The following is a 22355-nucleotide window of genomic DNA, read 5'->3' as shown; positions in this document are numbered from 1 at the left end:
TGACCCGTGTGAAAGGAAGCGATGTGCGAACAGGAATAGGGATGGCGGCGGTCATCATGGCCAGCATGGCGGCGAACGCGACGGCCCAACCCGCGGCTACGCCCGAACCCGTTGCCGAAACCGTGCCGGCCGACGCCCTGCGCGCGATGCTCGACGCCCGGGTTCCCGGATGGCTGGCCGACCATGAGGTACCGAGCGTCGCCATCGCCTATCTGCGGGACGGCGAAATCGCCTTCACGGCCGTCTATGGCGAACAGGCGCCGGGGAACCCGGCATCGGAGCAGACGCTTTACAACATCGCCTCGATGACCAAACCGCTGGTGGCGGAGACCGTCCTGCGCCTCGCCTCGTCGGGCGCATTTTCGCTCGACGAGCCGATGGCGCCGCACTGGGTCGATCCCGACATTGCCGGCGACGCGCGGCACCAATTGCTGACGCCCCGGATCGCGCTCGCGCACCGCACCGGCTTTCCCAACTGGCGCTACCAGACGGACGACGTCCTGGCATTCCGGTCCGATCCCGGCGAACGGTTCGGCTATTCGGGCGAGGGGTTCAATTATGTCGGGCGCTTTGCGGAGAACCGGATGGGCGCGACCTTGGAGGCGCTGGTCGCCGAGCGGATATTCGGCCCCGCCGGCATGACCCAGACCGCCTTTACCGGCCGGCCCTGGTTCGAAAATCGCGTCGCCGTGCCGCAGGGCCGGGACGGCACGCGCCGCGAACCGCAGATCCGGGACGGATGGAACGCCGCCGACGATGTGCACAGCACGATCGGCGACTATGCGCGCTTCCTGCTCTGGGCGATGGACGACACCCCACTCGATCCCGAAATCGCGGCGGCACGCTTCACCATATCGGACGATCAGAGCGCGGAAATTTGCGGGCCCGGACGGATCGAGGAGCCGCTGTGCCCGATAGCGATGGGCGTCGGCCTTGGCTGGCTCGTCTACGAGACACCGCAGGAAACGGTCGTGATGCATGGCGGCGCCGATTGGGGCGAACGCACGCTCGGCTTTTACGTGCCGGACCGCGAGATCGGCGTGGTCATCTTCACCAATGGGGCAAACGGCCAGAAGGTGATCCGCGATATCGTCCGGACGCTCTACGACAATGAGAGCTTCAACGCGTTCATGGCCTTGCAGGCGGGCGGCTGAACGGTGCGGACGCGGGCCGGGCGGGCATGCCCCGCTCCGGCACGCGGCGTGTCCGAAAGCACCGAAAAGGGCCGTATCGCGTAACCGGAAGGCCGCGCCGCGGATGGGCGGAGCGGGGCGAGACGGACTGCGCAAAATCGGGCGCGCCGGACCGGGCCGGACCCGCGACGGCCGGTCGCAAACCCGTTAAGCTATTGGAAAGCCGCAAGGTTCGATGATGCGATCCCTACGAAAGAGGAGTCCGTCATGTGGAAATCAGCGATCATCGCGCCGCTTTTTGTGTTGGCAAGCTGCGCGACGACGCCGGACGCCGGCGATCGCTCGGACGCCGCAGGCGGCCCGCCAGCGGCGGCGGCTGCCACGACGCCCGAGGCCGTCGCAGCCGGCAATCGCCGGTTCGCGCTGGCGCTCCACGATGCGCTGGCCGCGGACCCGGACGCCAACATCTTCTTCTCTCCGCTCGGCATCGGCACCGCCTTCGGGCCGGTGACCGCCGGCGCGCGCGGCGCGACGCGCGACGAGATCGGGCGGGTGATGGGGTATCCGGTGACCGGCGCGGGACTTCCTCCCGCGTTCGGCGCGCTGACGCGACAGCTGGTGCGCGAGGAAGAGGGCATGACGGTCAGCATCGTCAACGCGCTCTGGCCGAAACGCGGCTTCGCCATGGCGCCCGATTTCGTCGAAACGGCCCGGCGCGACTATGACGCCGCGATCGAGCAGCTCGATTTTGCCGGCGATGCCGCAGGCAGCGCGGACCGCATCAACGGCTGGGCCGACGAAGCGACGCGCGGCCGGGTCAGCGAGGTCGTCTCCCCGAACATGTTCGACGGCATGACCCGGCTCGTCGTCACCAACGCCGTCTATTTTCTCGGCGACTGGGCGGCGCCGTTTGCGGCCGCCGATACCGCCGAAGCGCCGTTCACCCTCGCCGACGGCAGCGATCTGACGGCGCCGATGATGAACCGGACCGGCGAGTATCGCTGGGTCGACTCCGGGACGTACGAAGCGCTCGACCTGCCCTATCGCGGCGAGCAGCTCGTGATGACCGTGCTGCTGCCCAAGCGCGAGGACGGGCTTGCCGCGCTCGAACGCCGGCTCGACGCGCCAGGCTTGGCCCGAACCCTGGACGCGCTCGACGCCGCCGAACCGCGGCGCGTTGAGCTGCGGATACCCAAACTCGAACTGCGGACCCAGTATCGGCTGGCCGATACGCTGGCGGCGATGGGGATGCCGACCGCCTTCACCGACCGCGCCGATTTCTCCGGAATTACAGCCGGGGAACGGCTGCGGATCAGCGATGTGGTTCACAAGACCTTCCTGGGGGTCGACGAGGAGGGGACGGAGGCGGCTGCGGTCACTGCGGTCATAATCGAGACCACGGGCGCCCGTATCGATCCCGAACGGCCGCATGTCTTCCATGCCGACCATCCCTTCCTGTTCCTGATCCGCGACCGGGAGAGCGGGGCGATCCTGTTCATGGGCCGGATCGCGCGGCCGGAAAGCTGACCGGGCGCCATTTGTCCGGCGGACACGTTTAGCGTCCAAAGTCTCCGGAACGGATTCGATAGCGCTGGCCTGACCGCGACCTCTTCCTATTCTCGGGCCGAGAGGGAGATGGAATGCTGCGTGCCCTGTTTCTGCTGGCGACGCTGCTCGGCGGTTGCACGACCATAACGGTCGGCGACGGCGCGGTCTCCCGGACGTTCATCGGCGTGGTCAGGGTCGTCACGCCCGAATCCGCAGGCGCGGTCAACGCGATCGATGTCGAGACGGTCGGTCTCGGCTGGGATGGCGGACCGTTCCTGGGCTGGCATTCGGGCAGCTGGATCACCGCCGATCCCGCACGGTGCCAGTTGCTTATCGTCATCCGTTCCCCGGCCCAGGCCGAAAACGCCGCAACCGTGTTGCGGGCACTGGAAGGACAGGATCCATGCATAGCCGATTATACGTACCGCTTGCCGCGCTAGCGCTGCTGCCACTCGTCGCCGGATGCGTCCAGGCGACCCGTCACAGCAACACGATGATATTCGGGACGAATACGACGGTCGGGTTCAAGGTGGGGTCGTCGGCATCCCAAGTGCCCGAGATACTTCTCGCCTATGACCGTCAGGAACTGGTGATCATGCCTTTGCTCGCCAATGTCCAGGATCGCGGCAACGATTTGTTACAACCGTGCGATCCGACCAGGCCCGCCGAGATCGTCGGTGACAGAAGCGAAGACGGCGAGTTCCTGATCCACCCTTGCTCCTTTGTCGGCTATCGAGAGGGCTCCCTCGATAGTTACTCGGTTCTGGCCAGTTTCGGCGCCAGCTTCGACGCTCACGCGAGTTCTGCACCGGAAGCGAGCGGAGGCTTAGCGCAATATTTTGCCACCGGGATCGCTGCACAGATGCTCGCATTCAACGGCGGCGCCGCAGTGGTCAACACCACCGCCCGCACATCTGCCGCACAGACTTTGGCGGCAAGCGCGGTATTCGCGAGCGAGCAGGAAAGGGCCGCGTCCGTTCGGCAAATCTCTGGCTATGCGGCGTTCGAGACCCGCTTTCTCTCCCATCTCGAGACCTTGAACGATCAGCAAGCAGTTCAGTTCGTTGCCCGGTTCGAGGAAGCGGCCGGCCTGACCTTGTTCACCGGCACCGGCGGGCAATGCAGCAGCAAGCCCAGCTGCATCGAAGCCGTCGGCAGCGGGGCATATCTCTACAGCTACGGTGAACGCGACCTCGATGCTGCACTAACCGCCGCGTTCGCTGGAACGTCATCATAGAAAGGAAGGACGTGCCCCATGGATGAGATAAGCTTTATCCTCTGCTACAAAGACGCTGATCGCGGCAAAGCCATGACCAAGGCCGAAACACTGAGATCGCAAGGTTTCAATGTGAAGCTGCTCGATGGAACGAACATCGTCATCTGCGACGATTTCAAGACCTCTCCGAAGGTCTGCAACAGCACGGGAGACTTCGACTGGATCGTCGTGCTCGCCAGCAAGACCGATTTTGCGGATTTCGGCGCGTCGCCAAGCAACTAACCCCCGCCCTCACATCGCCATGCGGTGCGGGACCTGTTCGGCCATGCCGCCGGACGACGCCTTTTCGGCGATCACCCAGTCCGGGCCGCGGCGGCACAGGAGGAAGATCGTCGTCTGGGCGAGCCGCGGGGTATCGATGCGGACGCAGGCCAGGCGGTTGAACAGGATCTGGACGTCGGCGACCTTGCAATTGTCGCGATGAAGGCGCGGCGGAGCGATATCGATCCGGTCGATGAAGCCCGCCATGTCCTCGGCGACGACATGCTGCATCGGGCTGTGCCGTTTCACATGCCAATTCTCGTCCGACAGATCGCGCAGCGCGGCGACCGACCGCTGTTCGACCGCGTCGTAGAAGCGCGCCAGCACCGCGAGCACATCCTGCTCGGCGGTCTCCAGCTGCATGCCCGCCCGGTTGTCGCCATGCTCGGCGGTTACCGAGATTTCGCTCGCCACGCGCCATTTGCCGTCGACGAAGAAGAGCAGCATGATCGCCGCCTTGTCGTGATCCCAATCGTCGAGCCGGGCGACGGCCAGCCCGTCGCGGAATATCTGCAGGCTGGTCAGCCACACGCCGTTCGCCCAGTCGAGCGGCTCCTGGACGCTCGCGATCGGCACCGCGTCGCCGGCGAAATGCAGCTTGTCGCCGCCGTTCAGCTTGCGGCGGCTCCACACCGGATCGCGCAGCCTGGCAAGCGCGGCCTTGTCGGAAAGCGAGAGGGCGGCCAGATAGCGGGCGATCGCACGCTCTGCCTCGGCATAGCTGTTGCTGGATTTCCAGGCGGTTATTCCGCTGGCTCGTGCGACTTCCAAAAACGCCACTCGATCACACTCCCTGATTCCGCATTGTGATCATACGTTGCTCAATCTTGTACCGCAGCCGGTGACGAAGGAGACAATCTATTAGACCAACGACATGCGTCGTTCTGCGAATATTGCTTTGGGACGGACAAACAGCACCGTTCTGTGACGCTGTTGCGCGATATTGTTTCAATCTTGCGCATCATCGATCTAAATTCCGTCTCCGACTCACTGTGTTAATTCGATAACACACAAGGTCTGCGATTACAATTCACTCCGGAGCGCCCCGCCATGGCGGACGCACGGTCCGCCGCATCGGTCGATGCGCTCGGGGCTCCCGGTCCGGGTGCAACGAAAGCGGGGCCCGCGCGTTGATCCGTCAACACCCAACCAGACAGGAGTCTCCCGACATGACGGACGCGGAAAAAGGCGAAGGCAATTACAAGGCGGCGAAGGAATATCAGAAGGACCAGCACGCGTTCGCCAAGGACAAGGGCAAGGTCCACGCCAAGGGCAAGGAAGCGGCCGAGGCGCTGAAGGGCGAGGAAGGCGCGGAACTGGAAAAGGCGCGCAAGGAAAGCGCCAAGGGCCAGCCCAAGACATAGGCGGGCGATAGGGGCGGCCCTGCCCTAACCGATGAAGATCTTGCTTTCCGGGTAGCGGATGCGGCTCGGGATCTGCGTCGCGAGGAAGAAGCCCAGGGTCAGCGGGCCGACACGGCCCAGGAACATCAGCAGCATGATGACCGCGCGGCCGAGCGCGTCGAGCTCGCCGGTCGCGCCGCGCGACAGGCCGACCGTGCCGAACGCGCTCGTCACCTCGAAGGCGAGGTCGATAAACTCGCCCTCCCAGCTGATCGAGATGGCGAAGATGCTGGTCAGGATCAGGAAGATCGCGACGGTCGTCAGCGCCATGACCTTGAACGCCTGTTCGGGGCCGAGGCTGCGGCCGAAAGCCCGCATCCGTTCGCGCCGCCGGAAAAAGGCGATCGTCGCGAGGATCAGCACCACGAAAGTCGTGACCTTGATGCCGCCCGCGGTCGACGTGCTGCCGCCGCCGATCACCATCAGCCCCATCGTCATCATCGTCGTCGCGTCGTACATCGCGCCGGTATCGGCCGTGTTGAACCCGGCCGTGCGCGTCGTGACCCCCTGAAACCAGCTGACCCACAATTTGTCGCCGGCGGTTTCGAGCGGCCCCAGCGTGCCCGGATTGTTCCATTCGAGCGCCGCGAAGCCGATCACCGAAAGAACGATCAGCGCGCCGGTTCCCGCCAGCGTCAGCTTGCTGTGCAGCATCAGCGGTCGCCAGGCCCGGGTGCGCGCGAGATCGGAGAGCACGGCGAAACCCACCCCGCTGACGATGAAGAGCAGCGGCACCGTGATATTGACGACCGGATCAGTCGCCCAGCGCGTCAGGCTGTCCGGGAACAGCGCGAAGCCGGCATTGTTGAAGGCCGAGATGGTGTGGAAGATCGCGTGCCACAGTCCCTGGCCCCAGCCGAATTCGGGCACGAAGACGAAGGCCAGCGCGGCGATGCCGATCGCCTCCATGGCCAGCACGACCTTGAGGATGGTGAAGACGAGATAGAGCAGTTCGCTGACCGAGGTCTGATTGAGATCCTCGCGCAGATAGACGCGCTGCCGCATCCCGATCGGCAGGCCGAGCGAGGCAAGGACGAGCACGGCGAAGGTCATCAGGCCGAGCCCGCCGAGCTGGATCAGCGCCGCGACGACGATCTGGCCGAACAGGGTGAAGGCGCTGCCCGTGTCGACGACGACCAATCCTGTGACGGTGACCGCCGAGGTCGCAGTGAAGAAGGCGTCGGACCAGCTGATCGGCGCCGTCGTCGCGGCCGGCAATTTGAGCAGCAACGCGCCGGCGGCGATGAAGGCCGCGTAGAGCAGCGCGAGCAGCGCCGGCGGCGGCAGCTTGATCGTCCGTCCGCCGATCATCGCCTCCCCGGCCGCACCGTCCCGGTCCTGCGCCACCATGCCGCCTACAGGTCTTCGGAAAATTTGCGCAGCTGCAGCCGCTCGCCCTGCAGCAGCAGGTGATCGTTATATTCGAGCGGCGCCTCGGTATCGCGGCCGGTGATGAACGCCCTGCCGCGCGTGATGCCGAGACAGCGGATCCCGAACCGTTCTTCGAGATCGAGCCATTTGAGCGTTTTCCCGGCCAACGCCGCTGGCACGGAGATGTCGGCCAGATACTGGCCGTTGGCGAGCTCGATATGATCGCGCATCAGGGGGTTGTGCAGCGTCTGGGCGATCCTGACGCCGACCTCGCGCTCGGGCTCGATGATATGTTCCGCGCCGAGCGCCGCGAGGATGCGCTCGTGCGGGCCGTCCAGCGCCTTGACCCAGATCGTCTCGACGCCGATCTCGCGCAGGTTCATGAGGCACAGGATGTTCGCTTCCAGATCCTCGCCGATCGCGATTACGGCGATCTCGTAGCTGGCGAGCCCGGCCTCCTTCAGCGCCTCGATATCCCGGCCGTCCGCGATGATCGCCTCGGCCAGCCGGCCGAGACAGGGCGTCACCTGCCGCTCGGTGATGTCGATGCCGAGCACATGATCGCCGAGCCGCGCCAGCTCCATCGCAAGGGTGCTGCCGAACCCGCCCAGGCCGATCACCGCAATATTCGCCATGTCCGTCTCCCGCCCACAATCTTGCCCCCGATATCAATGCGATAGCCTTCGGTGCCGAAAAGAACAGAGATTTTTGATGCGCGATGCGGGGACGGGCGGTATGCCCGCCCCGACCATGCGCCTTTCGATTCACGCCCTGCTGGATTATCTGATCCACAACGAAGCCGATGTGTTGCTGCAGATCGAGGCTGCGTCGGACGAACCCACGCAGCGCGTGATCGACGGTCGGATGACGGTGGCGACCGGCGCCGAGCTCCACCCGATGCCGGTCGAGGCCGGGGTCGGGCGGCGGACCTGGACACGCGGATCGGGCCCGTTCCGGGTCGACTATCGCGCGACGGTCGAGGTCGACCGCATGGCGTCCGATATTTCGGGCCTCGCCACCACGCCCTATTCCGAGCTTGCCGGCGAAGCCGTGCCCTATATCTGGCCGAGCCGCTACTGCCAGTCGGACCGGTTCACGGGCTTCGTGGCGACGCGCTTCGGCGACCTGGAGGGCGGGGCGAAGATCCTCGCCATGGCGGACTGGATCCATGACGAGCTCGACTATGTGCCGGGATCGAGCGACGGCAATACCGGTGCCGCCGACACCTTCATCGCACGCAAGGGCATCTGCCGGGACTATGCGCACCTGCTGATCAGCTTCGCGCGCGCCGCAGGCATCCCGGCGCGGATGGTTTCCGCCTATGCCTGGCAGCTCGAGCCACAGGATTTCCATGCGGTGACGGAAGTATGGCTCGACGGCGGCTGGCATCTCGTCGACGCGACGAAGATGGCCCCGGTCGAGGGGCTGGTCCCGATCGTCGCCGGCCGGGACGCGACCGATATCGCCTTCATGACGATCTTCGGCCAGGCCGAGCTGAACGAACAAGCGGTCAGCGTCGAGCGGATCGACTGACTGGTCGGAATTTCCTTGGCCGGAAGTCGCCGCGCCAGCTCGCTCCCACCGCCCATATCGACATTCGCCACCGGCCCGCCTAGTTCCGCCCGATGCTTCGCGCCACGCTTCTCGCCATCGCCCTGCTCGCCATCGCGCTCGGGGTGTTTCTCTATACGGCGGACAGGCTGATACTGTTCAACCGGCTTGTGCCCAAGGATGCGGGGTCCGAACGGATCGGACAGGACATCGCCTTCGGCGAGGCAGCGCGGCAGCGGCTCGACATCTATGCGCCCGAAGAGCGCGGCGAGGATGCCGCGCTCCCCGTCATCGTCTTCATCCATGGCGGCGGCTGGCGGGCCGGCGACAAGGCGGGGTACGAATTTGCCGGCCGCGCGCTGGCCGCTCGCGGCTTCGTGACGGTCGTGCCCAATTATCGTCTCTCGCCCGACGTCCATTTCCCCGCCTTTGTCGAGGACGGAGCGGCGGCGCTGCGCTGGGTGCGCGCCAACATCGCCGAACGCGGCGGCGATCCGGACCGGATCGTGATGGTCGGCCACAGCGCGGGGGCGCACATCGCGGCGCTGCTGGCGATGGACGAACGCTGGCTCGGCGCGGACCGGGCGGCGATCGCCGGCTGGGTCGGCATGGCGGGGCCGTACGATTTCCTGCCGCTCGATACGCCGAGCACGCGCGGCGCGTTCGGCCGCGTCCCCGACCTCGCGGCGACCCAGCCGATCAATTACGCGGGCGAAGGCGACCCGCCTGCCCTCCTGCTGCACGGCAGCGCCGACGATACCGTAAAGCCGCGCCAGTCGCGCCGGCTGACCGCGCGGCTCGAGGCCGCCGGAGTGCCGGTCCGCCATATCGTCTATGAGGGCATCGGCCATATCCGGATCATGACCGCGCTCTCGCGCTGGACCCGCGACGCGGCGCCGTCGCTCGCCGATATCGAGCAGTTCGTGCGGGAAGTGAGCTAGGGACGAGAGTCCGTTCGTCGGACCCGACCTCGCGGCCGGGCGCCGCAAGTTCCTTTGTCAGACCTTCGGCTTCGCCTCAGGCGCCGCGTTTCCGACCAGAAATCTCGATGCTCCGGCACCATTCCGACACACAAACCGCGCAGATCCGCCGACCAATGGCGTCCCGCCACCCCCGAAGCGAGCCCCAGCCGCGACAAACCGAAACCTTGATCGACAGAATTCCGACGTTTGTCGATTTGACGCAAGGCGTCGCCCGGCTGTCGATCCGGGCACGACCGGCATCGGCGCACCGCCTATAAGGACGGCAGACGGCGAGATCGGAACCATCCGGCAGGCGACCGTCGACCGGATCCGCCGGGATCGTCCCGGAGGGCCAAGGTTCAGGAGTATGACCATGCAGAAAATTGCCTTTGCTTTCGCCGCGGTCGCCATGGCCGGCGCCGCCACCGCTTTCACCACCTCGCCGGCGCTCGCCGCAATGGCGAAGGTCGAGACCGTCGTCATCGACACGCGAGCCTACGACCTGCGCTCGGCGCAGGGTTATTCCCGGCTCACCGAGCGGATCGACCGCGCCTCGCGCCAGGTCTGCGGCACCGTCGATGTCCGCGACATCGAAGAGGCCTATGCGATCCGCGCCTGCCAGGGCGCGGCGGTCGAGGATGCGATGGAACAGCTCAACGATGTCGCGCGGTCGCCGTCAGTCACGGTCGGCGCCTCGCGCTAGCCCTTGCGGGCTAAGTCCCGGCCCTGCTCAGCCCCGACAGGGCCGCACCGAACACCCCCGGGTCCCTCTGCCCGGGGGTGTTTTCGTGTTCCGGCGGCGCATGTCCGAAAGGACATGTCGACGTCTCCCGGCCCCAATTCTATGCTGGCAGCGCAGGAGCCGTCGGAGGGAAGAACCATGCCGGTACGCACATTCGCCGTTCGCCATTTTCCAAGGACCCTCGCTTTCGCCGCGGCACTCTCGATGACGGCGACCCCAGCCTTCGCGAATTCGGCGCGCGCCGTGCAGGATCTCGTCGGCGCGCGCGGCAGCAGCGGCGAAAGCCAGTTGCAGGCCCGCGGCTTCGTCCATGTCGACACGCATCCGGGCGGCGACCGCAATTACAGCTACTGGTGGAATCAGGCCTCCGACAATTGCATCCGCGTGACGACCTATGACGGCCGCTATGCGTCGATCGATTCCGCGTCCGATTCCGACTGCAACCAAGGGGGCGGAGGAATCTCCACCGGCGGGGCCGTCGCGATCGGCGCCGCCGCTCTGATCGGCGGCCTGCTGCTCAGCCATCGTTCGCATCACCATGACGACGACCGGCATCATGACGACGAGCAGCGCGAAGCCTCCTATGAGCGCGGCTATCGCGACGGGCTCTACAACCAGGCCTATCACAATTACGGCCGGTCGGACGACTATGCCGACGGCTATGAGGCAGGCGTGCGGCAGCGCGAGCACAACACGCCGCACCGGCAGCAGCATCGCGGGCGCGGCGGGTATCAGGCTTCGGTCTATGTCGCCGACCTGCAGGGCCGGCGCGATTCGCGGGCGGACAGCGCGTTGCGGGACCGCGGTTTCCGGGAAGTGGATTCCGTCCGCTCCGGATCGACCGCCTACAGCTACTGGTTCAACCGCGATACGCGGCAGTGCCTGCAGATGACGGTCGCCGATCGCCGGGTGTACGACATTCGCGATGTCGGGCGGAATCCGTCCTGCCGCTGAGCGGACGGGTCCTGTGAAGTTTGCCGCCAAAATCATCCGCGGCGGCGCGGTCGTTTACGCCATTGCCTCGATAATCGCCCTGCTGCTCGTCCCGGCCAGCCTGTACAGCTGGTTCGGTATCGCGCCGGACCCGTTGTCGGGCGTCTATGCCTATCTGCTCTCGCTGCCGTGGATAATGGCGCTCCTCCCGTTCGACGAGGTCGACACCTGGGCTGCGCTCGCCGCCGCAGCGGCGGGAATGGGGCTCAATTTCTGGCTGTTGCGGAGGCTCGCCCGCGCGGTTTCGCGCTAGGCTCCGGTTCTATTTTCCGGCGATCTGCTTGACCTTTTTGAGGTAGGTTCGCCCGATCCGGACTTCCGCCCCGTCGTCCATCTCGGCATACCAGCCGCCCGATCCGTCATGCCGGAGCTTGGCGATCCGGTCGCGGTTGAGGATCGAGGAGCGGTGGACGCGCATGAAGCGCGCCGGGTCGAGCCGTTCCTCGAGATGGCTGATCGTCTGGTGGAGCAGATAGCTGCGCTCGCCGATATGGAGCCGCATATAATCGCGCTCGGCCTCGATCCGGTCGATATCGTCGGCCGCGAGCCGGATAACCTCGGAACGGTGCGGGACCCAGAATTCCTCGGTCCAGGGCGAGGGCTCGGCCTCGCTGTCCTGCGGTTCGCGCAATTGTTCGGTGACCCGGGCCAGCGCCTTTTCGAGCCGCTCGGGCGCGACCGGCTTCAGCAGATAGTCGACCGCGGCCACGTCGAACGCCTCGACCGCGAACCTGTCGAACGCGGTGACGAAGATGATCGCCGGCGCGAGATCGACATGTTCGAGCGCGCGGGCGACCTCCATCCCGTCCATGCCGGGCATCGCGATATCGAGCAGCAGCAGTTCGGGCTGCAGCGCCTCGACCATCCGGAGCGCGGCTTCCCCGTCCTGCGCCGTGCCGATCAGGTCGATTCCGTCGGTGCGCGCGCAGAGGATCTGCATGCGTTCGATGGCAAGCGGCTCGTCGTCGACGAGCAGGGTGCGGAGCGGTTTCGGGTCGGTCATGGTGTGGAAGTCTCCCCGGGGACGGCGTTTAACAGGTTTCCCGGTTTATCGGCAATTCTATGGTGACGGCGAAGCCGCCCTCGGGATGCGGCCCCCAGGTGACGCTGCTTTCCTCGCCATAGCGCGCGTCGAGCCGCTCATAGACATTGTTGAGGCCGACCCCGGTGCCGTGCGGCGCATCGTCGGGCAAGGGATCGCCATCGTCGGCAACGGTGATGATCAGCTTGCCGTTCTCCTCGCGCGCATCGATCGACACGGTCACCGGGCGCCGCACCCGCGACACGCCGTATTTGATGGCATTCTCGACGACCGGCTGCAGGATCAGCGCGGGCACGCAGCAGCTGTTGAGCGATTTGGGGATCGCGATGTCGACGAGCAGCCGTTCGGGAAAGCGCACCGCCTCGATATCGAGATAGAGGCGCTGGAGCCGGATTTCCTCCTCGAGCTGCACGTCGTCGGCAGGCTCGGAAGTGAGGCTCGTCCGGTAGAAGGTGGACAGGTTCAGGATCATCTTCTCCGCCTCGTCGCGCCGGTCGCGCATGACGAGCGAGGAAAGGACGTTCAGCGTGTTGAACAGGAAATGCGGATTGACCTGGTAGCGGAGCGCGCGGAGCTGCGCGGTCTGCGCCTCCTGCGCGAAGATCGCGGCGCGGCGTTCGGCCTGGCGGACGATCTGCGCATAGCCGAGCGCCATGTAGAGCAGCGCCCAGGAGATGGTCACGAAATAGCGTGACATGACCTGCTCGGCGAAACCGCGCCACATGGCGAGCGGATCGCGGGCGCGGAATTCGGCGAACATCTCGCGCTCTTCCTTCCATTCGTCCCCGGCGAACAGCTGCAGCGGATCCGACACTTCGAAGATATAGAGATTGAACGCCGCGATGGCCGTGGCGACGGGCAGCGCAGCGGCAAAGGCGATCGGAATCCGCCAGCGCAGCGGCCGGTCGGCGAACCGTTCGAGGAAGAGGTAGAGGAGGAAGGTAAGGCCGATCGCGAGCGCCGTGACGACCACGCGATAGATGAGCATTTCCGACTGGCCGGGATAGCCGAGAATCGCCGCCCTTATCGTTACGACAGCGAAATAAAACCCCCACAGCCCGAGGATCGACACCAGGCCGAGCCGGTGACCGATCAGGTTGCTGCGCGATGATTCAAACGGTTTGACGTCCATGGGCGCCTTGTAGCGGCTCGATCACGATCCGTCTCGCCGCGGCGCGCTCCCAGTCGAACAGCCATTGCGCTTGGTCGATACATTCGTCGAAATGCCGGTTTCGGCAGCCTTGGAACGAAGCGGGCGCACCGGTGTTGGTACGGTAGAAGAAGGAGGCCCCGATGACTGCAGACAAGGACCAGCTGGTCGACGAAGCGGTGATGCGCAAAATGTCCGTAGCGCCGCCCGATCCCGGGAATAGCCGCGCCGAGGCGGAAAAATCCGGCAAGACGCGCGAGGATGAAGAGCTCGACGAGGGACTGGAAGAGACTTTTCCCGCATCCGATCCGCCCGCCAACACGCAGCCCGGCCACGATCAGCCGATGCCCTCGTCGGGCTATCCGGAAAAGACGGACGACTGAGCCTCTTTACCTCCGGGGTAATTGAAACGCGGCCCGCGGCTTTCTAACGCTGGCCGTCCACGGACCCGTCGGAGGAACGATCATGGCCGCGTTTCGCGCATTACTGGCCCTGCTCTGCCTCGGCATCGCCGGTTATACGGCGATCGTCGTTGGCGCGCATGGCATGAACCTGTTTCCCGCCTTTTTCGGCGATATCGCGGCGCTGGGCTGGCCGGGGCAGTTCAATGTCGATTTTCTGAGCTTCCTGATACTGTCGGCTTTCTGGGTAGCATGGCGGCATGCGTTCAGCGCTGCCGGCCTGGGGCTCGCGCTGCTCGCCTTTTTCGGCGGCGGGCTGTTTCTGACCGTCTATCTGCTGATCGCCAGCTTTTCCGCGAACGGCGACGTTCGGATATTGCTGCTCGGGCCGGGCCGGGCCGCATCCTAGCGCGGCACAGCCCGGCCGATGTTTTCTTGCAACATTGTTGCGTCAATCCACATAAAATTGCGCTCCACGGTTGAAGCGCTGCAATAATGCTGATTCAACGGGGCATACAGCGCCCTATGGTTAACGCTTCGTCAACCTCTCGCGTGCCATAATGGCCTGACGGATCAACAACGGACCGGAGGGTTCGATGACAAAGACCAAATCTCCCCAGCCCGGCGCCCTGGCGCTTGCCGAGATGAAGGAATTTGCGTCTTTCGAAGCCGGAACCCAACGCTATGTCCGCCGGTCGCTCGATGTCGGGCTGGACCGGCACGACGCGATCCGCCGCTGGTCGCGCGACATGGTCGAAGCCGCCAGCATCAAGGCGCAGCGCAGCGTCTACCGCCGGCTCGACGACATCCGCGATACGATTCCCGACGATAGCGGTCTCGACAGCGTCGAACCGTTCATGGGCCCGCTGGTCACGGTTTCGGCGTTCGATCTGGGCCAGGACCGGCTGCCGAGCTTCTCGGCCTACCGTTTTCTCTACGAACGGCTGCTCGGCCCCTATGTCCGGCCCTGGCTGCCCGGTTCCTTCTGCGCCGCGGCCGCCCTTCCGCACATCCATCCCGAACGCCGGCGGACATTGCTGCAATCGATCAGCGAAGCCGCCGCCACCGCACCGGGATGGTCGAACCGCGCGCCCGCTTTCTACCCCGACTGGGTGGAAAAAGTGCCCGAAAACGCACTGCCGCACTAGGCCCTGGCCACCCCGCGATTCCGCGCTTCCGGCGCCGCCCGTTTTCCGCTATGCTGTCGCTCAAGCCTTGGGCAGCATTGGGAGTGAAAGCCATGAAATCCATCGTCAAATTCGGCGTTCCGGCGCTGGTTCTCTGCGTGGCGGCGCCCGCGTCCGCCGGTTCGATCGCCGGGTGCATCGCGGCCAATGAAGACCGGGACGGGATCATCAGTTTCGACGATTATGCCGTGGCACATGCCGCCTCCGGCGATGTCGACAATGCGGCGTTGCGCGAAGCGGCCGAAGCCGAGCTGCGCGCCCGCAACGAGGATCCGGGCCGCGTGGTCTGCCAGACCTATAGCGGCAGCGGCCATTATGTCGTGGTCGCCGGCGGCGTCGAATATAATGGCCGCGTCCGCCGACTGATCGGGTTCGGGTTCGGCGCGAACCGCGACGAGGCGCTCGAACGCAGCGACGACCGGCTCAACAACGTTCTCGAATATAACGCCTTCCGCCACAGCGGCGGCGAGATGACCGTGGTCGAGGAAGGCCCGGTCGGCAGCTAACGGCAGAGCGATCGGCCGAAACTTCCGCGTTCGGCCTGGTCGAGATGGAAATGGTCGGCGTGGGCGCGGTTGTAGTCGGGCGACAGCACGGTGGCGAACAGTCCGCAGGCGCTGTCGCGGATCTCGGCCAGAAAGGCGCTCCCGGGCTCCCCTCCGCTCCAGTCCTCGACGACCGAGACGCGTGAACCGTCGGCAAGCTCGAACGCGGCGATATCGATCGCGTCGGCGGTCGCATGTTCGGACCAGCGGCCGGTTGCGCTGCCGTTGACGCGGCGGCAGGCGAAGGTTCCGAGATGGTCGATCGCGACGACGGGCTGGCCGAAATGACGCATCGCTGCGGGCTGGATACTCTCGCGCTCCCATATGGCCAGCGCCGCGGCGACTGGACAGCTCAGCGCCGCCGCGCCCGGCCGATAGGCGATGCCGGATCCGGCGATCAGCGACACCCCGTCACGATAGCCGCACTGATCGCCGGCTTCGCGGGCCGGCAGAGCCCGATAGGCGATATCCGCATCCTCCAGCAGCCTGCGGCAGTGTGCGCCGTCCCCGGTCAGCGCCGCGAGCTTCTCTCCGGTGAAGACGCCTACCGGATCCCGCAGATCGAGCGCGGTCCACGGCATGTCTTCCGGGTGATGGCGGATATAGTCGGCGGCCCATAATCCGGCGCCGGCGAGCAGCACCAGCACGAACAGGCGCCGGGCCCAGAGTCTCGTCCTCATCACAGATGCCTTTCGCGGTTTTTTCGTTCATAAGCCTTGCGATGTATGCGCTAGAAGGCTCTCCGTCATGTCCGCCGTTCGCCTGACCACCCGGTCCGTCGAAAAAATCTGGGGCCGCCGCCGGCTCGGGTTCGGCTTCCCCGATGTGCCGGAGGACCGCGCACCGGTCGGCGAAATCTGGTTCGAGACGCCCGACCGCGCGGCGCCGGAGCTGCTCGTCAAATATCTGTTCACGAGCGCAAAGCTCTCGGTCCAGGTCCATCCCGACGACGCACAGGCGCGGGCGCGGGGCCATGCGCGCGGCAAGGAGGAATGCTGGCTGATCCTCGCCACCGAGCCGGGCGCCGAGATCGGCATCGGGCTCGCCGCGGCGATGGACCGCGACGCGTTGCGCGCGGCGGCGATGGACGGATCGATCGAGCGGAAGCTCGCCTGGACGAAGGTGGCGCCCGGCGACCTGTTCTACCTGCCCGCCGGGACGATCCACGCCATCGGCGCCGGCGTCACCCTGCTCGAAGTCCAGCAGAATATCGATCTCACCTACCGGCTCTACGATTACGGCCGGCCGCGCGACCTGCATCTCGACGACGCGGTCGCGGTCGCAACCCGCGCGCCGTGGCGGGCGCCCGACGCGCCGGGCGAGATCGCGGCTGGACGCACGATCCTGGCCGCGGACCGCGCCTTCGTGCTCGAACGCTGGACCGGCGACCGGACGGCGAAGGTCGGCCGGCCCGAAGCGGGGCCGGTCTGGCTGATACCGCTGGACGGTTCGGGCACGCTCGACGATGCGCGGCTCGAACCCGGCGGCGTCTGGCTCGCGGACGGCGCGGTCGCGCTCGATTATTCGGGCACCTTGCTCGCCGCCTATCCCGGCGGCGCGGTCGCGCCGGACCTGATCCTGCCCGCCTAGAGTCGAAACGCTAGTTCGTGCCGTCGAGCAGCGCGCGGACCCCTGCGCGCAGTGCCTCCGGCACCGCCGTGTCGATCAGCGGATCCGCCGTCCGGCGATCGCGGATGGCAAGGCTCCGCGCCAGTCGCGGTTCCAGCCCCAGCGCGCGCAGCCCGGCATAGGCGCGGGCCGTCGCTTCGGGGCTTGCATGAATCGGCGTTTCGGCCTGGACCAGCCGGTCCTGGGCTGAACCGCAGACGAAGGCGACGATCGCTTCGTCGCCGCCGCCTCCGACCCGGTCGAACGCGAACAGCGGCGTCTCGGCGCTTTGGGGCAGCTCCATCAGATTGCCGTCGGCGCCCGTCGCATGGGTCAGGCGGCCGCGCACGACGCCCTGCCCGCAATCGGCATTGGCGGCGATCCGGGCGGTGCCGGCCAGGGCGCCTTCCTGGAAATAGAAGAAGCTCAGCGGCCAGACGCCGGTTTCGGCGAGCGCAGGCTCATAGGAGGCGAAGGCCGATCCCTCCGCGTCCGCATAGACCAGATAGGTGCCGCGGGGCGTTTCGGCGGCCGTTTCGGTCTGGGCCGCAGCCGGGGCGGCGATCGCCGCGAGGGTCAGTGCAGCCGGCAGGAATATCGATCGCATGGATGGGTCTCCACAAGGGGGAAAATCGTTCGGGCCGCTATGTCGGCCGGGATCGCTGAATGCGCGCTGAAGCGGCCGGCGTTCAGCCGCGGACCATCTCGGTCAGCTTCTGGGCGGTCACCGGATAGCCGGCATCGTCGGGAATGCGCAGATATTTCTCGCCGTCCCGCTCCTCGACCCAGGGAGTGATCAGCTTCACCTCATGCGCCTCGGCATGGATGCGGGTTTCCTCGTAGCTTTCGAAGACCGCCAGCCGTTCGAGATTGCGATGGGTCGGGAAGATGATCGAGCATTTGCCGGCCTGCGCCTCGTCGATCACCCGCTGCGCGCTGGCCCAGCGGCTCGACACGCTTTCGCCGCCATCGGCCTCGTCCCGGGCAAGCTCCGGCGCCTTGGCGACGAAGAACCAGGTATCAAAGCTGCGCTCCTGCTTGAAATTGGGCATCCAGCGTGCCCAGGGCGTCAGCAGGCCGAGATCGAGCTGCCAGCCGCCGCTCGCCAGCATCGCGCCGAAATCGGCTTCCTCGTGCAGCGCCTCGCGCAGCTGGACGGTGGCGCCGTGATCGGGGAGCGGATCGAAGGCGACCGCGATCCCCGTCTCTTCCAGCGTCTCGCGGATCGCGGCGATGCGCGCCGCCGTCTGCAGCGCGTCGCCGGGCGCGCCGCGGATGACGCGGTCATTCTGCGCCAGTGCGTGATCGCCGGGATCGATCCGCCCGCCTGGAAACACCATCGCACCCCCGGCGAAGCGCATCTTGGCCGCCCGCTCGACCATCAGCAGTTCGGGCCGGCGCTGCGGCCGGTCGCGAACGAGGACGAGAGTGGCGGCGGGAATGCCGGGCTTGGTTTCGGTCTCGAAGGTCATGGTCTCACTGCTACACGGCTTGACGTTAAGGACAAGAGCGAGCGGTCAGGCGGGCGGACACCGCGGCGGGTTGCATCCGCCGCGCGCTCCCGCGACAAGGCCGGAAGAACAGGAGCCAGGCATGACGACCGACGACCCCCTAGCGCATTGGCGCGACCAGATCGACGATATCGATGGCCAGATGGTCGCGCTGCTTGCCAAGCGCTTCAAGATCACGAGCGAGGTCGGGCGCTGGAAGGCGGAGAATGCAGTGCCGCCCGTCGATCCCGACCGCGAACGCCGCCAGGTCGAGCGGCTCCAGACTCTCGCGGCCGAGACCGGCCTCAGCCCCGATTTCCTCGAACGGTTCCTGCGCATCATCATCGACGAGGTGGTCTCGCATCACCGCGCGATCCGTGACGAGGATTTCGACGCTCCCTCGCCGCTCTAGGGCCGAGGTTCGTGGCGCAGGACGACACCCATGGCTGGCGCGCCGATCCCGCGGTTCCCGATTTCGACGACGGGAACCCGCTGATCGTATTCGACGGCGACTGCGTGCTCTGCTCGCGCTCGATGCGGCTGATCCTGAAGCTCGACCGGGCCAGGCGCTTCCGCCTGACCCCGGCACAGGGCGAGATCGGCCAGGCGCTGTACCGCCATCTCGGCCTGCCGACCGACCGGTTCGAGACCTATCTGCTGGTCGCCGACGGCGCGATCCACCAGCGCTCGACCGCGATCGTCCAAATCGCGAAACGGCTGGGCTGGCCCTGGAAGGCGGGCGCGGCGCTCGCCATCGTCCCGCGCCCGCTCCGCGACGCGCTCTACGATCTCGTCGCGCGCCACCGCTACCGCATCTTCGGCCGCCGCACCGCCTGCGGGATCGCCGATCCCGCCCTCAGGCAACGGATGTTGTGAAGCGCGGCACGGCGTCGGAGCCGGCGATCACCGCTGCGTTGCCCATCGGCCTGAGCGGCCAGCCGATGCCGCCGGAGACGATCGCGGCGACGAGAGTGCGGGCGGGCCACAGGCCGGCGAACCAGTGGACGAGCTGGTCGCGCACGAACGGACGGAGCGGATCGCCGGCCTGGTAGAGCGGGGTGAAGACGCGGCTCAGCAGCTGGTAGATCCGGATATGGCTGGTCCGGAGCCAGGCATAATGGGCCAGCGCATCGGCGATGTCGCCATGGCGTTCGAACGCGCAGGCGAGCCCCGCGGCATCGAGCAGCGCCATGTTCGCGCCTTGGCCGAGCTGCGGACTCGTCGAATGCCAGGCGTCGCCGAGATGGGCGAGGCCCGGCCGCACCGGGCGGCGGACCGTGCGATGGGCATAGCGCGCGAAGACCATGTCGCGTGTGTCGCCGATCCGGTCGAGCAGCGGCACCGTTTCGGGCCAGAGGGCGAGAACCGTCTCCCGCCAGGCCGCGGTGCCGCGATCGTGCAGCGCCTCGATGGCGTCGGCCCGCACGCTCCAGAAGAAGGCGGCGCCCGGCCGGCCGGTCTCGGGATTGGCGCCGATCGGCATGACGCCCGCCATCTCGTGCGCACGGCGATAGCGCTGGTCGAGCGCATCCCCGCGGAACCCGGCATCGCCGGGCCAGTCGAGCGTCGCCCAGAGCGCGCCATAGGCCAGATCGCCACCCGAAGGCGGAGCCAGCGGCGTCCGCGCGCCGAGCGCATCGATCAGGCAATCGAACCGCGCCGACACGGTGCCGTCGGCAAAACCGAACCGCCCGCCGCGCGCGCCATGATCGGCGGCGGTCACCGTGCGGCCCGTTTCGACCGGGATGCCCGCGGCCCGCACCGCATCGTACAGCGTGTCGAACAGCAGGCCGCGATGGACGCCATAGGCGCACGCGTCGCCGCCGAGCGCGCCATAGCGGACATCGAGCGCGCGCTTGCCGGACGGCACCGACGTGCCGGTGAGGAAATCGATCCGCGCACCGTGCCGTCGGATCGGCGCGGCAAGGCCGAGCGCATCGAGAACGGCCAGGCCGCTGGGCTGGACCAGCAGACCCGAACCCACCGGCCGGGGCGTCGCGAACCGCTCGAACAGCGTGACGCGATGGCCGAGACGGTGGAGAAACAGCGCCGCGGCAAGCCCGCCCGGGCCGCATCCGGCAATAGCGATATCGTGCATAGGCCTGCTCGCTCCGATCGCCTGCCCGATCAAGCCGGGGCGGGCGCCGCGCTTTCCGCCGCCGGCAGGCTCAGGCGCACCAGCAGTCCGCCCAGGTCCTCGCTTTCCTCGAGCGCCACCGACCCGCCGTAAATCTCGGCGACGTCCTGCACGATCGCCAGGCCCAGCCCCGTGCCCGGCTTGTTGGTGTCGAGGCGCGCGCCGCGGCCGAAGATCGCCGCCCGTTCGGCCTCGGGAATGCCGGGGCCGTCATCCTCGATCAGGATATCGACGAGATCCGGCACCGATTCGGCCTGGCGCTCCCGCTTCTCCACCGTCACGAAAACCCGGCCGCCGCCATATTTGGCCGCATTCTCGATGAGGTTGCCGAGCATCTCGTCGAGATCCTGTCGCTCGACGGCTACCATGGCGTCCCTGGCCCCGGCGATGTCGATGGTCACCGCCTCATGCAGGTGGCGAACGGCGCGCTCGACCGACTGCAGCGCCTGCCAGACCGGGCTGCGCGACTGGCCGGCCCCGCGGCGGCCGACGGCGCGGGCGCGTGCAAGATGATGATCGACCTGGCGGCGCATGACCCGGGCCTCGCGCAGCACGGTTTGCGGCAAATCCCCGCTGCCCGACTCGGCCTCGTTCTGGATCACGGTCAGCGGGGTCTTGAGCGCATGGGCGAGATTGCCCGCATGGCGGCGCGCCTCCTCGGCCTGGCGTTCGTTATGGTCGAGCAGGTTGTTGAGCTCGGCAACCAGCGGTTCGATCTCGCGCGGCAGCGTCTCGTCGACCCGCGCGCGGCGGCCGGTCCGCACATCGGTGATCGCCTCGCGCACCCGGCGGAGCGGCCAGAGGCCGAACGTGGCCTGGAGCGCAGCGAGCGCGATCAGACCGAGGCCGAGCAGCGCGAAGGAGCGGACCAGCGTTCGGCGCAGTTCGGCGATCTGCTCGTCGAGCACGGCGCGCGACGAGGCGACCTGGAAGCGGAACGGCGTATCGGCTTCGGGGAGAACCGCATCGCGCTCGAGGATGCGCAGCGGCCCTTCGGCCCAATCCTCCTCGTTGTAGCTGTGAATTTCGGTATCCTCGTGCGCGGCGCCGACCGGCAGCGCCCGATCCCAGAGCGAGCGCGAGCGGAACGGCTCGCGCCCGCCGCCCGAGACCTGCCAGTAAAAGCCCGAATAGGGTTCGAGGAACCGCTGGTCGGCCGGCTGGCGGATGAAGCGGATCTCGCCGTCCTGGTCGAGCTCGGCGGAGACGATCATCGCCGAAAGCACATATTCGAGCCGCGCGTCGAAATTGCGGGTGAAGGCCTGGGTCAGCACGCGGTCGAGCGCGAGCCCGCCGATCGCGAGCAGCACGACGATCCAGATCGAGGCGATGCCGATCATGCGCCGGGTGAGCGATCCGCCCCTGCGCGCGGCATCGATGCTCGCGGCTGCGTCTTTCAGTTTTTTGGTCGGCTGGTCCATGGTGGAGTGTTACTACACCTCCGATAACGCGCTTGTCGAAGCGGGATTCTGTTTTGTCAGACTCGACCTGTCGGTCGAGCGCCGCACCAGCCCGCACCCCCTCCCGATCTCCCAACAGGGTACTGTCGAGTGGG

General features: G+C 66.8%; 29 protein-coding genes. 19 read left to right on the top strand and 10 right to left on the bottom strand.

The annotated features are described in order from the left end of the window. The first annotated feature begins 41 nt into the window (after positions 1-41). From ACTS1X_RS10255 to ACTS1X_RS10235, 5 genes are all read left to right on the top strand, one after another. Positions 42-1154, top strand: coding sequence for a serine hydrolase domain-containing protein (locus tag ACTS1X_RS10255; RefSeq protein WP_442614296.1), 1113 nt, complete (start codon positions 42-44; stop codon positions 1152-1154). Between the two features lie 246 nt (positions 1155-1400). Then, a complete protein-coding gene (locus tag ACTS1X_RS10250; RefSeq protein WP_442614295.1) occupies positions 1401-2660 on the top strand; it encodes a serpin family protein in 1260 nt (419 codons plus the stop codon). A 113-nt stretch (positions 2661-2773) separates the two neighbouring features. Then, complete coding sequence (locus ACTS1X_RS10245; protein WP_442614294.1) at positions 2774-3121, top strand: hypothetical protein; 348 nt, start codon at positions 2774-2776, stop codon at positions 3119-3121. Further along, positions 3085-3918 (top strand): hypothetical protein, encoded by an 834-nt coding sequence (locus ACTS1X_RS10240; RefSeq protein ID WP_442614293.1) that lies wholly within the window; start codon positions 3085-3087, stop codon positions 3916-3918. Before ACTS1X_RS10245 ends, ACTS1X_RS10240 begins: the two co-directional genes overlap by 37 nt. Positions 3919-3936: 18 nt before the next feature. Continuing rightward, complete coding sequence (locus tag ACTS1X_RS10235) at positions 3937-4179, top strand: hypothetical protein (RefSeq protein ID WP_442614292.1); 243 nt, start codon at positions 3937-3939, stop codon at positions 4177-4179. Positions 4180-4188: 9 nt separating this feature from the next. Here the strand turns inward: ACTS1X_RS10235 and ACTS1X_RS10230 are convergent, their stop codons facing one another. After that, the gene (locus ACTS1X_RS10230; protein WP_442614291.1) at positions 4189-4998 is read right to left on the bottom strand and encodes a hypothetical protein; all 810 of its coding nucleotides are present in this window, start codon (positions 4996-4998) and stop codon (positions 4189-4191) included. Between the two features lie 389 nt (positions 4999-5387). Here ACTS1X_RS10230 and ACTS1X_RS10225 point away from each other — a divergent pair, with 389 nt between their 5' ends. Beyond that, positions 5388-5582: a hypothetical protein gene (locus tag ACTS1X_RS10225; protein ID WP_442614290.1), complete on the top strand. Its 195-nt coding sequence runs from the start codon at positions 5388-5390 to the stop codon at positions 5580-5582. A 24-nt stretch (positions 5583-5606) separates the two neighbouring features. Here ACTS1X_RS10225 and ACTS1X_RS10220 read toward each other — a convergent pair whose 3' ends face one another. Together ACTS1X_RS10220 and ACTS1X_RS10215 are read right to left on the bottom strand one after the other, a co-directional pair. After that, positions 5607-6971, bottom strand: coding sequence for a TrkH family potassium uptake protein (locus ACTS1X_RS10220; protein WP_442614289.1), 1365 nt, complete (start codon positions 6969-6971; stop codon positions 5607-5609). Positions 6972-6976: 5 nt separating this feature from the next. Beyond that, positions 6977-7627: a potassium channel family protein gene (locus tag ACTS1X_RS10215; RefSeq protein ID WP_442614288.1), complete on the bottom strand. Its 651-nt coding sequence runs from the start codon at positions 7625-7627 to the stop codon at positions 6977-6979. A 115-nt stretch (positions 7628-7742) separates the two neighbouring features. Here ACTS1X_RS10215 and ACTS1X_RS10210 point away from each other — a divergent pair, with 115 nt between their 5' ends. From ACTS1X_RS10210 to ACTS1X_RS10190, 5 genes are all read left to right on the top strand, one after another. Then, on the top strand, positions 7743-8525 hold the full coding sequence (locus ACTS1X_RS10210) for a transglutaminase-like domain-containing protein (RefSeq protein ID WP_442614287.1): 783 nt from the start codon (positions 7743-7745) through the stop codon (positions 8523-8525). Between the two features lie 92 nt (positions 8526-8617). Beyond that, positions 8618-9484, top strand: coding sequence for an alpha/beta hydrolase (locus ACTS1X_RS10205; RefSeq protein WP_442614286.1), 867 nt, complete (start codon positions 8618-8620; stop codon positions 9482-9484). A gap of 394 nt (positions 9485-9878) precedes the next feature. Continuing rightward, positions 9879-10208, top strand: coding sequence for a UrcA family protein (locus ACTS1X_RS10200; protein WP_442614285.1), 330 nt, complete (start codon positions 9879-9881; stop codon positions 10206-10208). A gap of 243 nt (positions 10209-10451) precedes the next feature. After that, positions 10452-11201 carry a hypothetical protein gene (locus tag ACTS1X_RS10195; RefSeq protein ID WP_442614284.1) on the top strand — a complete coding sequence of 250 codons (750 nt, stop codon included), beginning with the start codon at positions 10452-10454 and terminating at the stop codon, positions 11199-11201. Positions 11202-11214: 13 nt separating this feature from the next. Next, positions 11215-11493, top strand: coding sequence for a hypothetical protein (locus ACTS1X_RS10190; RefSeq protein ID WP_442614283.1), 279 nt, complete (start codon positions 11215-11217; stop codon positions 11491-11493). A gap of 9 nt (positions 11494-11502) precedes the next feature. On the opposite strand, the gene ACTS1X_RS10185 is transcribed toward ACTS1X_RS10190, so the two are convergent. Both ACTS1X_RS10185 and ACTS1X_RS10180 read right to left on the bottom strand, forming a co-directional pair. Then, positions 11503-12243 carry a LytR/AlgR family response regulator transcription factor gene (locus tag ACTS1X_RS10185; RefSeq protein WP_442614282.1) on the bottom strand — a complete coding sequence of 247 codons (741 nt, stop codon included), beginning with the start codon at positions 12241-12243 and terminating at the stop codon, positions 11503-11505. 28 nt (positions 12244-12271) lie between these two features. Then, a complete protein-coding gene (locus ACTS1X_RS10180) occupies positions 12272-13414 on the bottom strand; it encodes a sensor histidine kinase (RefSeq protein WP_442614281.1) in 1143 nt (380 codons plus the stop codon). Positions 13415-13575: 161 nt separating this feature from the next. Here ACTS1X_RS10180 and ACTS1X_RS10175 point away from each other — a divergent pair, with 161 nt between their 5' ends. The 4 genes from ACTS1X_RS10175 to ACTS1X_RS10160 all read left to right on the top strand — a co-directional run bounded on the left by ACTS1X_RS10175 (position 13576) and on the right by ACTS1X_RS10160 (position 15526). Beyond that, entirely contained in the window at positions 13576-13815 is a 240-nt protein-coding gene (locus tag ACTS1X_RS10175) for a hypothetical protein (protein WP_442614280.1), read from the top strand. Positions 13816-13897: 82 nt separating this feature from the next. Continuing rightward, positions 13898-14242, top strand: a complete 345-nt coding sequence (locus tag ACTS1X_RS10170; protein WP_442614279.1) for a hypothetical protein — start codon at positions 13898-13900, stop codon at positions 14240-14242. A 187-nt stretch (positions 14243-14429) separates the two neighbouring features. After that, positions 14430-14981, top strand: a complete 552-nt coding sequence (locus tag ACTS1X_RS10165; protein ID WP_442614278.1) for a hypothetical protein — start codon at positions 14430-14432, stop codon at positions 14979-14981. A gap of 92 nt (positions 14982-15073) precedes the next feature. Then, on the top strand, positions 15074-15526 hold the full coding sequence (locus ACTS1X_RS10160; protein ID WP_442614277.1) for a hypothetical protein: 453 nt from the start codon (positions 15074-15076) through the stop codon (positions 15524-15526). Here the strand turns inward: ACTS1X_RS10160 and ACTS1X_RS10155 are convergent. Then, on the bottom strand, positions 15523-16248 hold the full coding sequence (locus ACTS1X_RS10155; protein WP_442614276.1) for an extensin-like domain-containing protein: 726 nt from the start codon (positions 16246-16248) through the stop codon (positions 15523-15525). The genes ACTS1X_RS10160 and ACTS1X_RS10155 overlap by 4 nt on opposite strands. Before the next feature lie 64 nt (positions 16249-16312). Here ACTS1X_RS10155 and ACTS1X_RS10150 point away from each other — a divergent pair, with 64 nt between their 5' ends. Next, complete coding sequence (locus ACTS1X_RS10150; protein ID WP_442614275.1) at positions 16313-17155, top strand: class I mannose-6-phosphate isomerase; 843 nt, start codon at positions 16313-16315, stop codon at positions 17153-17155. Between the two features lie 10 nt (positions 17156-17165). Here ACTS1X_RS10150 and ACTS1X_RS10145 read toward each other — a convergent pair whose 3' ends face one another. Beyond that, entirely contained in the window at positions 17166-17780 is a 615-nt protein-coding gene (locus tag ACTS1X_RS10145; protein ID WP_442614274.1) for a hypothetical protein, read from the bottom strand. Positions 17781-17862: 82 nt separating this feature from the next. After that, complete coding sequence (locus ACTS1X_RS10140; protein WP_442614273.1) at positions 17863-18645, bottom strand: NUDIX hydrolase; 783 nt, start codon at positions 18643-18645, stop codon at positions 17863-17865. Positions 18646-18766: 121 nt separating this feature from the next. Here ACTS1X_RS10140 and ACTS1X_RS10135 point away from each other — a divergent pair, with 121 nt between their 5' ends. After that, a complete protein-coding gene (locus ACTS1X_RS10135) occupies positions 18767-19075 on the top strand; it encodes a chorismate mutase (protein ID WP_442614272.1) in 309 nt (102 codons plus the stop codon). An 11-nt stretch (positions 19076-19086) separates the two neighbouring features. Continuing rightward, positions 19087-19539 carry a thiol-disulfide oxidoreductase DCC family protein gene (locus ACTS1X_RS10130; protein WP_442614271.1) on the top strand — a complete coding sequence of 151 codons (453 nt, stop codon included), beginning with the start codon at positions 19087-19089 and terminating at the stop codon, positions 19537-19539. On the opposite strand, the gene ACTS1X_RS10125 is transcribed toward ACTS1X_RS10130, so the two are convergent. Both ACTS1X_RS10125 and ACTS1X_RS10120 read right to left on the bottom strand, forming a co-directional pair. Beyond that, positions 19520-20761, bottom strand: coding sequence for an FAD-dependent oxidoreductase (locus ACTS1X_RS10125; RefSeq protein ID WP_442614270.1), 1242 nt, complete (start codon positions 20759-20761; stop codon positions 19520-19522). The genes ACTS1X_RS10130 and ACTS1X_RS10125 overlap by 20 nt on opposite strands. A gap of 29 nt (positions 20762-20790) precedes the next feature. Beyond that, positions 20791-22140, bottom strand: a complete 1350-nt coding sequence (locus ACTS1X_RS10120; RefSeq protein WP_442614269.1) for an ATP-binding protein — start codon at positions 22138-22140, stop codon at positions 20791-20793. On the opposite strand from ACTS1X_RS10120, the gene ACTS1X_RS10115 reads away from it, so the two are divergent. Further along, positions 22130-22355: hypothetical protein (locus ACTS1X_RS10115; protein WP_442614268.1), on the top strand; the 226-nt coding region annotated here is incomplete at its 3' end. The two genes, ACTS1X_RS10120 and ACTS1X_RS10115, sit on opposite strands and share 11 nt — an antisense overlap.

It is taken from the genome of Parasphingopyxis sp., from assembly GCF_052168275.1.
Taxonomy (GTDB): Bacteria; Pseudomonadota; Alphaproteobacteria; order Sphingomonadales; family Sphingomonadaceae; genus Parasphingopyxis.
This window is presented reverse-complemented; position numbering and strand designations above follow the sequence as displayed.

Excerpts from the sequence above, each read along its gene's own strand:
- ACTS1X_RS10255 (WP_442614296.1), top strand. The coding sequence starts at position 42 with ATGGCGGCGGTCATCATGGCCAGCATGGCGGCGAACGCGACGGCCCAA.
- ACTS1X_RS10250 (WP_442614295.1), top strand. The coding sequence starts at position 1,401 with ATGTGGAAATCAGCGATCATCGCGCCGCTTTTTGTGTTGGCAAGCTGC.
- ACTS1X_RS10245 (WP_442614294.1), top strand. The coding sequence starts at position 2,774 with ATGCTGCGTGCCCTGTTTCTGCTGGCGACGCTGCTCGGCGGTTGCACG.
- ACTS1X_RS10240 (WP_442614293.1), top strand. The coding sequence starts at position 3,085 with ATGCATAGCCGATTATACGTACCGCTTGCCGCGCTAGCGCTGCTGCCA.
- ACTS1X_RS10235 (WP_442614292.1), top strand. The coding sequence starts at position 3,937 with ATGGATGAGATAAGCTTTATCCTCTGCTACAAAGACGCTGATCGCGGC.
- ACTS1X_RS10225 (WP_442614290.1), top strand. The coding sequence starts at position 5,388 with ATGACGGACGCGGAAAAAGGCGAAGGCAATTACAAGGCGGCGAAGGAA.
- ACTS1X_RS10220 (WP_442614289.1), bottom strand. The coding sequence starts at position 6,971 with ATGGTGGCGCAGGACCGGGACGGTGCGGCCGGGGAGGCGATGATCGGC.
- ACTS1X_RS10215 (WP_442614288.1), bottom strand. The coding sequence starts at position 7,627 with ATGGCGAATATTGCGGTGATCGGCCTGGGCGGGTTCGGCAGCACCCTT.
- ACTS1X_RS10210 (WP_442614287.1), top strand. The coding sequence starts at position 7,743 with ATGCGCCTTTCGATTCACGCCCTGCTGGATTATCTGATCCACAACGAA.
- ACTS1X_RS10205 (WP_442614286.1), top strand. The coding sequence starts at position 8,618 with ATGCTTCGCGCCACGCTTCTCGCCATCGCCCTGCTCGCCATCGCGCTC.
- ACTS1X_RS10200 (WP_442614285.1), top strand. The coding sequence starts at position 9,879 with ATGCAGAAAATTGCCTTTGCTTTCGCCGCGGTCGCCATGGCCGGCGCC.
- ACTS1X_RS10195 (WP_442614284.1), top strand. The coding sequence starts at position 10,452 with ATGACGGCGACCCCAGCCTTCGCGAATTCGGCGCGCGCCGTGCAGGAT.
- ACTS1X_RS10185 (WP_442614282.1), bottom strand. The coding sequence starts at position 12,243 with ATGACCGACCCGAAACCGCTCCGCACCCTGCTCGTCGACGACGAGCCG.
- ACTS1X_RS10180 (WP_442614281.1), bottom strand. The coding sequence starts at position 13,414 with ATGGACGTCAAACCGTTTGAATCATCGCGCAGCAACCTGATCGGTCAC.
- ACTS1X_RS10175 (WP_442614280.1), top strand. The coding sequence starts at position 13,576 with ATGACTGCAGACAAGGACCAGCTGGTCGACGAAGCGGTGATGCGCAAA.
- ACTS1X_RS10170 (WP_442614279.1), top strand. The coding sequence starts at position 13,898 with ATGGCCGCGTTTCGCGCATTACTGGCCCTGCTCTGCCTCGGCATCGCC.
- ACTS1X_RS10165 (WP_442614278.1), top strand. The coding sequence starts at position 14,430 with ATGACAAAGACCAAATCTCCCCAGCCCGGCGCCCTGGCGCTTGCCGAG.
- ACTS1X_RS10160 (WP_442614277.1), top strand. The coding sequence starts at position 15,074 with ATGAAATCCATCGTCAAATTCGGCGTTCCGGCGCTGGTTCTCTGCGTG.
- ACTS1X_RS10150 (WP_442614275.1), top strand. The coding sequence starts at position 16,313 with ATGTCCGCCGTTCGCCTGACCACCCGGTCCGTCGAAAAAATCTGGGGC.
- ACTS1X_RS10145 (WP_442614274.1), bottom strand. The coding sequence starts at position 17,780 with ATGCGATCGATATTCCTGCCGGCTGCACTGACCCTCGCGGCGATCGCC.
- ACTS1X_RS10140 (WP_442614273.1), bottom strand. The coding sequence starts at position 18,645 with ATGACCTTCGAGACCGAAACCAAGCCCGGCATTCCCGCCGCCACTCTC.
- ACTS1X_RS10135 (WP_442614272.1), top strand. The coding sequence starts at position 18,767 with ATGACGACCGACGACCCCCTAGCGCATTGGCGCGACCAGATCGACGAT.
- ACTS1X_RS10125 (WP_442614270.1), bottom strand. The coding sequence starts at position 20,761 with ATGCACGATATCGCTATTGCCGGATGCGGCCCGGGCGGGCTTGCCGCG.
- ACTS1X_RS10120 (WP_442614269.1), bottom strand. The coding sequence starts at position 22,140 with ATGATCGGCATCGCCTCGATCTGGATCGTCGTGCTGCTCGCGATCGGC.